Consider the following 11538-nt stretch of genomic DNA (forward strand, 5'->3'; position numbering starts at 1 on the left):
GGGTCGCCCGGGATGACCGCGATCTCGTGGACGTCGCCCTCCTCGACCAGCAGGTGCGGCTGTTTCGCCATGTGCGCCGGGACACCCGCCGCGCGCAAAAACGGACCGGTCGGACGCGAGGGCGGGCGCCGGAAAGGAGTCCAGTTGCGAATGACGAGGACGATGAGACTCGTTCGGTGTGCTTGTCGGGTCTGTAGAGAGAAACCGGACCAAGCGAACGCCGGGCTGTTGGTCTCCGTTGAACGCTTCGCTGATACTGTCTTCGGCGGTCGTGCTGCATACGTCGTCTTCCGGGCGTTCCTCCTGTGGTAGACACGACCGTTCCGAAACGCCGTGTCTCTGTGTGGCCGAATACTTATTCGAGGCCAGCGCGTACATGAGGCGATTCTACCTATGTCAGATTCGACGGAAGATCCCGAGAAGACGCCTTCAACGACCGAAGCGGAGCAACGAGAGGAGGGGGAAGTAGTAGCCAAAGGGTTGATCCGGACGGCGGCGATTTCGATCTTTTCGGTCCTTTTGCTCGTCGTCGGCCTCCTTCAAGCGACGGGATATGTCGATCTCTTCCCGTTCGGGGAAGGGATCATCCAGTGGCTCGTCTTCGTCCTTCTCGGGCTCATCCTCGTATCGATAGGACTCTGGAGCTGGCGATCGGAGCCGAGCTGACGTATTAACGGGATGCGCCCTCTGAGAACCCCGACTTAGCTTGTCACAGTTCTCGAGGCGGGCAGGGAGGTGGCGACACTCGTTTACTGCTCTGGCTGGGTTAGGCTGCGGCGAGTGGCAACCGTGCGCGTTGCCGTTGTGTTCGGGTTAATTCGGGCGTTTCGGTAGTTTCGCTACTCTTCTGCCGGGATCGGCGCGATGTTCGAGGAGGGACCAGCTCTTGGCGGAGGTGAGTCGTGAACCGCTATGGCAGCGTCGGAACTCCTGGAACGGATTTCATATCGCGCCATGCAATTTATTAGTGTCCCAGATCGGCCTCCGTACTCTCTCGACCGACTCAACTGGCTCGGCCGATCGGCCGTTTTATCGCCCGGCCGCGGCAGATCCGGGTATGACCGACTCGGACGCCACGACCGACTCCATCGCACCGACGCTCGTCGCCGTCGTGGTCGCCTTCACGCTCGTCACGCTGGTCTCGGGATACCTCCTCGAGGCGAACTGGACGCAGGCCGTGCTGGTCGGGGGGTTCGCGAGCGTCGTGGCGGCCACGTCGGCGTGGCTGACGGCGCGGCGGGAGGCGGGCGGCGAAGACGACTGAGAACGCCGAGAGCGAGCGGAAACGGACGGCTCTCACCGTTTCCAGCGTCGCGGCGGGGTTCTCACGGCTGAGACCGCGGGCGGATGCTTTTATGCCTGTCCGGATTCGATAGCGCCTAATGCGATTTACCCACGACCGTCGCGGTCAGTCGGTCGTGATCGGCACCGTGATCCTGTTCGGATTCCTGATCCTCGCGCTCTCGCTGTATCAGGTACAGATCGTTCCGCAGGAGAACGCGCAGGTGGAGTTCCAGCACTTCGAGGAGGTTCGGAACGACCTCGTCGAACTCAGGGCGGGAGTCCTGCAAGCCGGCAGTTCGGACAGACCGCAGTACGAGACGGTCCGACTCGGTACCACCTACTCGACTCGCCTCTTCGCGATCAATCCGCCAGCGCCGGCCGGGACGATACAGACGAGCGACTCCTACAACATCACGATCGAGGGCGACTCCGGCGACCCGGTCAACGTCTCCACGAGGTTCCTCCAGTACCAGCCGGGCTACAACGAGCTCGACCCGTCGTCGACGTGGTACGACGCGTCCGTGCTCTACCTCGACGCTCGCGACGAGGGCGGTGGGCTCGCGGTGATCGAAGACCAGGAGCTCGTCAACGACGAGGGGGAGGTACGGATCACGGCCCTCCAGAACGACTTCAGCCGAAGCGGAACCGGTCGGGTGACGCTCGAACTGTATCCGGCCGAAGGCGTTACCGATCAACTCCCCGAGGGTAACCTCACGGTCACCGTTCCGACGCGACTGAGCGAGGAGGACTGGGAAGAGAAGACAGATCTCCCGACGGACAGCGATGTCTACGGCGGCGTGACCGGTGACGCGAACGACGACGGCGTCCATAATTTGACGCTCGATACGACCGACGACAACCTCACCGTGGACACGGTTGGCGTGCAGGAAGCACCTGAAGAGCCGACGCAGAATGCCGACGGGGCAGTCGGTGGAGGTGATGGGGACGATGGGACCACGGTACGGTATCCGACGAGTGGTACCGCTAATGCTGGTACGTTGTCGAACTTCGAAAATATGCAAGCTGACGATGGCAATGTGGCTGAATTGGAGGGAGAAGGTGGGAGTGGCCAGGCATTCGATGTGACGACTACAACTGACAATGTCCCTGCCAGCGACTACACTCTCGAAATTCAGGTCGAAGACGGGTCATCCTTCCAAGGTAGTGGAACCGACGTAACGATAAGTGATGCAAACGGTGAGATCGGCAGCGGAACGATCAGTGAAAGTGGTCTATTCACTATCGATCTCGATCCATCCGTAGAAGGAGATATTTCCGTTAATTATCAGGGGAGAAATAAGAATACTGATTTGGAAATTCAGTTCCAACGGCTTGTTTAACCGAATGGACCGGTATCCCGATCTCTATCTCGGATAAAAATTCCACAATCGACGTAACCACCCATCGACAAAGCCATATGGCGGCCGTCTGAACGTCAGCGTATGACTGAAGTCGGCATCGATGCCGTCGAGATCTGGACCGGGAAGCTCAAGCTCGACTTGCCGCGGACGTTCGCGCCGGAGAAGGGCGACGACCCCGCCAAGTACACGAAGGGGCTCGGGCTCAACAACTCCTCGTTCCCGGACGTGTACGAGGACATCGTCACGATGGGCGCGAACGCCGCGAAGGGGCTGATGGACCGCAAGGGGCTCAAACCGGCCGACATCGGCCGGATCGACGTCGCCACCGAGTCGGCGTTCGACCACTCGAAGCCGGTGTCGACGTACATCGCGGGCTGTCTCGAGCAGGTGTACGAGGGCGACTTCACCCACGCCAACAAGGGCGAGCGCAAGTTCGCCTGCCTGGCGGGGACGCAGGCGATCGACGACGCGTACAACTGGATCCGGGCGGGCCGGAACCGCGACCGTCCCGCGATCGTGATCACGACGGACACCGCGCTGTACGCCCGCGGCGACCCCGGTGAGGCGACCCAGGGCGCCGGGGCCGTCGCGATGCTCATCGACGAGGACCCCTCGATCGTCGCGCTCTCGACGGACCAGGGCTACGGCTCGAAGGACGAGACGGACTTCCTGAAGCCGAACCAGCAGTTCCCGAGCGTCGACGGCAAGCGCTCGGTGCAGGTGTACCTCTCCCGGATGCGGGAGGCGCTGGAGGACTATGAGTCCGTCACCGGCGACATCGAACTCGACGACTTCGCGTACGCCCCGTTCCACACGCCGTTCCCGGGGATGGTCCGGAAAGCCGCGCTGCTGGCGTACCGACACGTCATCCGCGATTCGTCGTACGAGGACGACCTCGCCGACGAGATCGGCCGACAGCCCCGCGAGGGCGACTTCGACGACCGGGAGGCGTACGAGGAGGCGATCCGCGGGTACATGGACGATCTCAAGACGACCGAGCAGTACCAGACGTGGTACGACACCGTCGTCGAGCCGACGCTCGGGCTCTCGCGGGAGGTCGGCAACTGGTACACGAGCTCCGTCCACATCGCCCGCGTCAGCGCGCTGCGCGACGCGCTGACTCGCGACCGGTCGTTCGTGGACGAGACGCTGCTCGTCGCCTCGTACGGCTCCGGCGCGCAGGCGGAGATCCACGCCGAGACCGTCCGAGAGGGCTGGCGGCCGGAAATCGAGGCACTCGACATCGACGACCAGCTCGCGGCCCGCTACGACCTCACGTGGGAGGAGTACGAGGACGTCCACGACGTCCACGAGTACGACATGGACGTGGAACGCGAGATCGAGGAGTTCACCCAGCCGAACGGTGAGTTCGTCTTCACCGGGTGGGGTCGCATGAACGAGCGGAAGTACGAGTACGTCGAGTAGGCCCCGCGCGCTCTCCTGGTCGTCGGGACTCGTATTCGTGTCGCCGACTTCCCGGTAGAGGGCCGCAACCCCGTGAAAACGGCTGACACGGGGCTCTCCCGATACGATGGTTTTAAACGACGCTAGGGTGAACCGGTACTCAATGGTAACCATCTACGACGTGCCGGCCGACGCCCTCATCGAGGAGGTCGCCGCACGACTCGAAGACCGGATCGACGAGCCCGACTGGGCCGAGTTCGCCAAGAGCGGCTCCGGCAAGGAGCTCCCGCCAGAGCAGGAGGACTTCTGGTACGTGCGCTCAGCCAGCCTCCTCCGAAAGGTCGCCCAGAACGAGCCGATCGGTATCGAGCGGCTCGCCACCGAGTACGGCTCGAAGAAGCGCGGATCGAACCGGTACTCGGTCCGTCCCGGCAGGCACTCCGCCGGCTCCCGCAAGCTCATCCGCGCGTCGCTGCAGGCCCTCGAAGACGAGGGGCTCGTCACGACCGCGGCCGGCGAGGGCCGCCGCGTCTCCGACGAGGGCGAGGCGTTCCTCTCCGAGGTCGCGACGGACGTCTTCGAGGAGCTCGACCGGCCGGAACTCGAACGCTACGCGTAGACCGCCGATTCGATTTTCGACGCTCACTGTTCGCCGAGCGACGCGGTTCTCGACTCGCTCGCCGCCAGATACCACGATATCCGACCGTATCGCGTCTCTCCACCTGCGCTGGCTCTCGATATCGATCGGTCCGTACCCCCACCCATATATTGAATACCGCTATACAAAATTTTCAGGCAGCGCTCGGAGTCGCGATTGGGTTGTCAAAAACGACAGCCGCCGGTTTCGGCGGGGACGAGACGGTGCGTGGACGATGAGGTGACAGAGGGTTGCGAGCGGTAGGTCGGGCGTTCGGTGCCTTATCCCGTGTTCTTCATCCCGGCGGCGATGCCGTTGACGGTGAGCCGGAGGGTGCGTTCCTCCTCCTCGGTGCGGTGGGTGCGTCCGAGGAGGTTGGCCTGCAGCAGGTTCAGCGGGTCGACGTAGGGGTTCCGCCGGTCAAGACTCTCGACGAGCCACTCGCGTCGGAGCAGGCGGTCGCGGCCGCTGATCGAGAGGACGAGCTCGCGACCGCGCTCGTACTCCCCGATCAGCTCGGGGAAGAAGCGCTCGCGGAGCTCGTCGTCGGCGAGGTCGGCGTACTCGGCGGCGATCTCCGGCTCCGTGCGGGCCAGCGCGAGGCCGGCGTTGTCGAGGGTGGTGCGGAAGAACGGCCACTCCTCGTACATCTCGCGGAGCGTTTCGAGTCCGTCTTCCTCGCCGACCTCGTCGAGGTAGGCATCGATGCCGGAGGCGAGCGAGTACCAGCCGGGGAGGATGAGCCGCGTCTGGGTCCACGAGAACACCCACGGGATCGCCCGCAGGTCCTCGACGGTGCGCTCGCCGGAGCGGGAGGCCGGCCGCGAGCCGAGGTTGAGGTCCTCGACGACGGAGATGGGCGTCGCCTGCCCGAAGTAGGAGACGAAGCCGTCGGTGTTCAAGAGGTCGCGATACGTCTCCCGGGCCGCGGGGGCCATCGTCTCCATCGCGTCGACCCACTCGTCGGGGACGCGCTCGGTGGGCTCCTCGTTGGCCTCGTGTCGCGCGCGGATCTGCGCGTCGAGCATCTGTTCGAGCTCGCGCTCGGCGATCCGCGGGTTGGCGTACTTCTCGGCGATGGCTTCGCCCTGCTCGGTGAACTTCACCTGCCCGGTGACGGTCTCGTTCGGGAGCGCGAGGAGCGCCTCGTTCATCGGCCCCCCGCCGCGCGAGATGGAGCCGCCGCGGCCGTGGAACAGCCGGAGCGTGACGTCCTCCTCGCGGCAGAATCGCGCGATCCGGCGCTGGTTCTCGTAGAGGTCCCAGTTCGCGGCCAGGAACCCGTTCTCCTTGTTCGAGTCGGAGTAGCCGAGCATGACCTCCTGGACGTCGCCGCGAACCGCCAGCGCGGTCGCGTACGCCTCGTTGTCGAACAGCGTTCCGAGGATGCGCTCGGCGCCGTTGAGCGCGGACTCGGTCTCGAGGAGGGGGACGACGTCGAGCCCGCAGTGGTCCGGCAGGGAGACGGCGCCGACCTGGTCGGCGAGGAAGAGCACCTCGAGCACGTGGCTCGGCTCCTCGGTCATCGAGATGCAGTAGGTGTCGATGGCCTGCTGGCCGTACTCCTCCTGCCACTCGGCGAGCTCGCTGAACCGCTCGAGCACGCGCTCGGTCGTCTCGGAGACGTCGCCGGGCTCGTCAGCGTCGATGACGGGGTCGTCCTGGAGGATGGCCGCGGTGAGGAACTCCTCTCGGGACTCCTCGTCCATCTCGCGGTAGTCGACGCCCTCGGTCGCGACCGCCTCGGCGACGGCCTCCGTGTGGTTCTCGCGGTGGTCGCGGAGGTCGAGCGAGGCCAGCGTGAGCCCGAACGTGTCCACCTGTCGGCGGAGCGGCTCGACGAACGACTCGCGGACGGCGTCCTGCCCGTCGGCCGCGAGCGACTCGGCGATCACGTCGAGGTCGGCGAGGAACGCGTCGCCGTCGGGGTACTCGCCGGGGCGAACGTCGTCGACGCGGTCGAGCCGCTCGCGCATCAGTCGGAGCTTCTGGCGGTACGGTTCGTCGGGGTAGCGCTCCCGGGCCTCCTCGACCACTGTCGGGAACCGCTCGGCGTCGGCGGCGAGCGACTCCGCGAGCGCGTCGTCGATCGCGTAGCGCTCGCCGTCCTGGCTCAACACGGCGGAGAGCCGCTTACATCGGTCGCGGTACTTCTCGATGGCGACCGCGCGCTGCTGCTCGAGCGTCTCGTCGGTCACCTCGGGCGTGACGAAGGGGTTGCCGTCGCGGTCCGAGCCGGCCCACGAGCGGAACTCGAAGAGCTTGGGACAGTCGACGCCGTCGTACTCGCTCGAGATGGTCTCCTCGAACTCCTCGTAGGCGTCGCCGACGACGTCGAAGAGCGTGTTCTCCAGGTACCAGCCGACGTTGCGCGCCTCGTCTTCCGGCTCGGGGCGGCGCTGGCGCACCTGTCGGGTGCCCCAGAGGCTCGTCACCTCGGCGGTGACGTCGCGCCAGATCGCGTTGCGCTCGCGCTCGGTGAGGTTGCGCTCGTCGAGCTCCTCCAGGTGGTTGGCGATCGACCGGAGCTTCGCTTTCACCGTCGCGCGGCGCGCCTCGGTCGGGTGGGCGGTGAACGTCGGTTCGATGAGCACGTCCTCCAACAGCTCGCGCAGTTCGTCGGGCTCGACCTCGCGCTCGGCGAACTCGGCGATCGTGGCCTCGAAGGAGTCGTGGAGGGCACCCTCGTCGTCGGCGTTCCTGATGGCGCGAACGCGCTCGCGCTCCTCGGCGAGGTTGATCAGCTCGAAGTAGGTCGTGAACGCGCGGGCCACGATTCCCTCGCGGGTCGTCGAGAGCCCGTCGACCGACGCGTGGAGTCGGTCGCGGCTCTCCGCGTCCCCGCGGCGGTACCCGATCGCCGCGTTTCGGAGCTCTTCCACCGTCTCGTACGCGTCCGTGGAGGCCTGCGCAGCGAGGACGTCGCCCACGAGCGCGCCGAGTTCCCTGACGTCCGTCCGCACGTCTCGATTGTGCAACTCCATGCCACAGGTACACCCGTCGGCGCGGGTTAAAGCCGATGTCTGAACGAATGTTTGCCTCGGTTTCGAGTGAATATCTCGATCGATCGTGTTCGGCCCACGTCGGATCGAACCGCGCTCAGGTGGCCGGTTCGTCACCCTTTTTACCGGTCCAACCCGAACGACGCGTATGAGTCAGTCCGACAAGTATCCGGCCGAGTCCGGCCGGCGGCGCTTCGTCAAGGGCGTCGTCGGGGGCGCGGCCCTTGCGGGGGTCGGGGCGACGGGTTCGGCGACCGTGAACACCCTGACGACCGCCGGCGGCGTTGGCGGCGGTTCGACCATCGCGATGTCGATCGCCCAGACCGGCGGCCCGGCGCCGCGCGGGCTTCCGCAGATCCCCGTCCGAGTGACCGACGAGGGGTACATCGAAGGAATCTGGCCCGAGACGACGACCATCACCCAGGAGGGTCAAGAGGTCGAGGTGGCCCAGGAGGAGCTCGGGGGGCGAACCTACGCCGGCGCGTGGTTCCAGTACTGCGGCGTCGAAGCGCAGGAGAACGTCGCCCCGGACTTCGAGTCGGACAACCTGTTTCGCGCCGCGCCCGGCAAGTACGACTGGCAGGACGACACGTACGAGGGCGGCGACCGGATCCACATCGACGACTTCGACGACTACGACGAGTGGGGTAACGGGATCGGCGACGACGGCGTCGGGAAGCCGGCCTCCGTCACGTGGCGCTCGCAGGACGCCGACTCCGACCTGAACGCGATCGTCATTCGCTCGACGCGGATCGAGGAAGCGGTCGAGAACTCGAACGGCGAGTGGCTCGAGGCGTCCACCGACCAGGGGTTCATCGCGTACCTCAACGTCTGTACGCACTTCTGCTGTATTCCCGACTACAAGGTGTTAGAGGAGTCCACCCGCTACGACGCCGGCAACGGAACCTACTGCGTCTGCCACCAGTCGACGTACGATCCGTTCACGCTCGAAGAGTCGCTGTTCATCGCCCGTCCGCGCCCGGACTAAGGCGCGTCGGGGTCCACGACTCTCCGCCTCATTTCGCGCTTTTTCAGCTTCGGGGCGCTCCGCGGTTCGAGCGAACGCCGCGCTTTTGCCTCGGCTTCGCGTAGACGCGTTCATGAGCGACGACGACGCGCTCGCCGCGGAAATTGACGCCGCCCGCGACCTCCTCGACGGCGACGGAATCGAGGCGGTCCACGTCGGCGTCGTCCGGGACGGCGAGATCGACACGACGTTCGCCCAGCGCTCCGACGACGCCGAGGGAGAGGGACTCCGCGCGCTCGCGCTGCTCGCCGCACACGTCAGGCTGGTCGCGAACGAGGCCGGCGTCGAGCCCTCCGCGGTCGCCGGCGACGCGGCGACGCTCGCGGGACAGGTCGAGCGGATCCCCGCCAGCACGGACGACCTCCCGGAGGAGTAGGTCGCGGCGGGAGCGCCTGAGGCGCCTCGCTCACTCGTGTGACCGAATGCGCGCGAGCTGGTGGCCCACGCCGGCGAGGGCGACGAGGAGCACCGCGAGGTTGAACACCGCGAGCGCGATCGGCTGGTACGCCGGGTCGAGCCACGTCCGGATCGCGGTGCCGCTCTGACTGTAAAAGCTCCAGCCGGCGACCAGCGCGAGCAGGACCAGCGCGGCCAGCCCCACCCGATCGAGGATGCCACGGAGTCGGTCGGTCGAGAGCCGACCGATCCCGGCGTCGTCCGGGCCGCTTGCGTCGTCGGTCGAATCGTCGGTTCGTCTCGGTTCGGTCGTGCCGTCGGCGGTGTCGCTCATGGGTGTGGTGGTCTCGTCCGTCGTGGGTCCGTCGGTCGTGGCGTCGGTCGGGTCAGTCGGGTCGCTGGGCTCGGTCTGGTCGTCGCGCTCCGCCGCGGGACGCTCGTCCGTCACGGTCGCCTCCGCGCGTACAGTCCCGCGGCGACGAGCGCGACGAGCGCGACCACGGGGCCGAAGCCGGGCGCGCCGTCGCCGGAGCCGTCGGCGTCTGCGTCTCCGCCCGCGCCGCCGTCCGCGTCCCCGCCGGCGTCGTCGCCGTCTGCACCGCCTCCCGCGAAGTCCTCCGCCTCGAACTCGACGTCCTCGGTCGTCTCGTTCGCGCTGATCGTCTCGCGGGGGTCGAGGTTGGCGACGCCCTGGGTCTCGTCGACGAGGACGTCGTCGTCGAACAGCGCCGCGTCGACGTAGTAGTTGTAGTTCGCGGGCACCTCCACCGTCGTGGTCACCGTGTCGGTGCGTCCGGGGCGCACGGAGCCGACGGTCTCGCGCGCCTCGTCGGCGATCACCCCGGACTCCGCCTGCCGGATCAGCAGCCTGAGGTCGACGTCCGACGACGCGTCGTCGCCCCGGTTCGTCACGGAGGTCGACACCGACAGCGTCGTCGTCTCGTTGTCGCTCTCCACGACGCTCACCGCCACGCTCGGCCAGACGTTCCCGTCGGTGAAGCCGACCCGCGAGTCGGCGTACTCGGGCGTGAGCGCCTCGACGCCGCCGACCCGCGTCGTCTGCGTCTCGACGCGCTCGCCGTCGACGAACACGGCGGTCTCGATCCGGTAGCCGCCCGCGCGCTCCACGTCCACGGAGCCGTTGATCGTCCGCTCGCCGCCGCCGTCGACATCGCCGACGTCGACCGTCATCTCGTCGACGAGCAGCCCCGAATCGGCGCCGATCGCGCGGTGGCGCACGGTGACGTTCTCCGCGGTCGACCCCCGATGCTGGAGGTCGACCCCGAGCCGGAGGGCCGCGGTCTCGCCGCGTATCTCACCCGGCGACACGACGATGTCGGCGATCCGGACGTCGCCGGGGGGCTCGTTCTGATCGCGGGGATCGTCGAGGGCGTCGGGGGCGGCGACGACCCCGACCGCGCCGGCGACGAGCAGCGCGGCCGCGGCCGTCAGGAGGGCAGTTCGCGTGTCCATGCGAGGCACGTCAAACCGACGATATAAGTGCTTTGTCGGGACCGGACCCGGCCGGGGAGGGGCCCGAACCCCTCCGGCCGGCTCGAGGCCGGCTCAGAGCACCCGGTACCGTCCCCGGGACTCGGAGATCTCGCCGCGCCGCGTCAGCTTCTCGAGGATCTCGCGGGCCGCGTCCGCGGGGACGCCGCGCTCGCCCGCTCGGGCGACGACGTTCTCCTCGGTCGGCTCCTCGGCCGCCTCGACCGCGTCGCGGACGCGTTCGGTCCGGGTCCGCGACGTCGACCCGCCGCCCTCGGCGCGGGCGCCGGCCGCCTCGACCGCGTCGGCGTCGACTCCGCCGGCCTCGAGGTACTCCCGGTCGTCGATCCCGGCGTCTTCGACGGCGCGTTCGAGCGCCGAGACGTGGTCGACCTCGGCGAACGACGCGCTCTCGCCCCGTTTCTTCGCGAGCAGCGCGGCCCTGGCCTCCCGGGCCGCCTCGCGGTCCTCCGACTCGAAGAAGCGCTTGAGCTTCGCCGTCCGATGGGTCTTCCCGCAGCGCGGGCAGGCCGCGCTGTCGCTGGTCCGGGGGTCCGTGAGGAGCCACATGGCCGCACACTCGTTGCAGCCGACGACCGCGTACATGTCCCGGGGTTCGGCGGCGTCGGATTTGAACCCTCGGCTGTTGCCGGGAGCGTTCGTTTCCGAGGGGATAGGAACGCTCGCGGCGCCGTCGGCTCTGTACGACGGGGGTCCGCGGCCGCCGCCTCCTTCGCGCGCACCTTCACAGCCCCATCCTCGCGGCTTGTCTCCTTGACTCCCTCAGCCGCCGGTCGTTCCGTTGAGTGGCTCACCCGACCGCACAGCACCGCGCCTCGCGCCTCCCCAGCCTCGGCGAACGGCCCGACGCGGGCGGGGCCGCGTCGGGCCGTCGCCCCCCTCGCGCGCGCCCCTCGGGCCGCCTTCGGCGGCCAC

The 11538-nt window shown here is 67.4% G+C and carries 11 protein-coding genes; 7 read left to right on the forward strand and 4 right to left on the reverse strand.

The genetic code is table 11. The features are described 5' to 3' along the window. Positions 1-393 precede the first annotated feature (393 nt). The 5 genes from U4E84_RS14935 to U4E84_RS14955 all read left to right on the forward strand — a co-directional run bounded on the left by U4E84_RS14935 (position 394) and on the right by U4E84_RS14955 (position 4668). Positions 394-666 (forward strand): hypothetical protein, encoded by a 273-nt coding sequence (locus U4E84_RS14935; RefSeq protein WP_322532911.1) that lies wholly within the window; start codon positions 394-396, stop codon positions 664-666. A 391-nt stretch (positions 667-1057) separates the two neighbouring features. After that, on the forward strand, positions 1058-1264 hold the full coding sequence (locus tag U4E84_RS14940) for a hypothetical protein (protein WP_322532912.1): 207 nt from the start codon (positions 1058-1060) through the stop codon (positions 1262-1264). Between the two features lie 118 nt (positions 1265-1382). Then, the gene (locus tag U4E84_RS14945) at positions 1383-2624 is read left to right on the forward strand and encodes a hypothetical protein (protein ID WP_322532913.1); all 1242 of its coding nucleotides are present in this window, start codon (positions 1383-1385) and stop codon (positions 2622-2624) included. Positions 2625-2726: 102 nt separating this feature from the next. Continuing rightward, complete coding sequence (hmgB, locus tag U4E84_RS14950; RefSeq protein WP_322532914.1) at positions 2727-4070, forward strand: hydroxymethylglutaryl-CoA synthase; 1344 nt, start codon at positions 2727-2729, stop codon at positions 4068-4070. A gap of 142 nt (positions 4071-4212) precedes the next feature. Further along, a complete protein-coding gene (locus U4E84_RS14955) occupies positions 4213-4668 on the forward strand; it encodes a 30S ribosomal protein S19e (protein WP_322532915.1) in 456 nt (151 codons plus the stop codon). Between the two features lie 299 nt (positions 4669-4967). Here U4E84_RS14955 and ppc read toward each other — a convergent pair whose 3' ends face one another. After that, positions 4968-7670, reverse strand: coding sequence for a phosphoenolpyruvate carboxylase (gene ppc / locus U4E84_RS14960; RefSeq protein ID WP_322532916.1), 2703 nt, complete (start codon positions 7668-7670; stop codon positions 4968-4970). 166 nt (positions 7671-7836) lie between these two features. On the opposite strand from ppc, the gene U4E84_RS14965 reads away from it, so the two are divergent. Both U4E84_RS14965 and U4E84_RS14970 read left to right on the forward strand, forming a co-directional pair. Continuing rightward, positions 7837-8676, forward strand: a complete 840-nt coding sequence (locus U4E84_RS14965) for a ubiquinol-cytochrome c reductase iron-sulfur subunit (protein ID WP_322532917.1) — start codon at positions 7837-7839, stop codon at positions 8674-8676. A gap of 112 nt (positions 8677-8788) precedes the next feature. After that, positions 8789-9091 (forward strand): hypothetical protein, encoded by a 303-nt coding sequence (locus U4E84_RS14970; protein WP_322532918.1) that lies wholly within the window; start codon positions 8789-8791, stop codon positions 9089-9091. Between the two features lie 30 nt (positions 9092-9121). Here U4E84_RS14970 and U4E84_RS14975 read toward each other — a convergent pair whose 3' ends face one another. From U4E84_RS14975 to U4E84_RS14985, 3 genes are all read right to left on the reverse strand, one after another. Then, positions 9122-9559 carry a hypothetical protein gene (locus U4E84_RS14975; protein WP_322532919.1) on the reverse strand — a complete coding sequence of 146 codons (438 nt, stop codon included), beginning with the start codon at positions 9557-9559 and terminating at the stop codon, positions 9122-9124. Beyond that, entirely contained in the window at positions 9556-10584 is a 1029-nt protein-coding gene (locus U4E84_RS14980) for a PGF-CTERM sorting domain-containing protein (protein ID WP_322532920.1), read from the reverse strand. Before U4E84_RS14980 ends, U4E84_RS14975 begins: the two co-directional genes overlap by 4 nt. 93 nt (positions 10585-10677) lie before the next feature. Further along, complete coding sequence (locus U4E84_RS14985) at positions 10678-11208, reverse strand: DUF5817 domain-containing protein (RefSeq protein ID WP_322532922.1); 531 nt, start codon at positions 11206-11208, stop codon at positions 10678-10680. Positions 11209-11538 lie beyond the last annotated feature (330 nt).

Source organism: Halorubrum sp. AD140, from assembly GCF_034497445.1.
In the GTDB taxonomy this organism is placed as follows: Archaea; Halobacteriota; Halobacteria; order Halobacteriales; family Haloferacaceae; genus Halorubrum.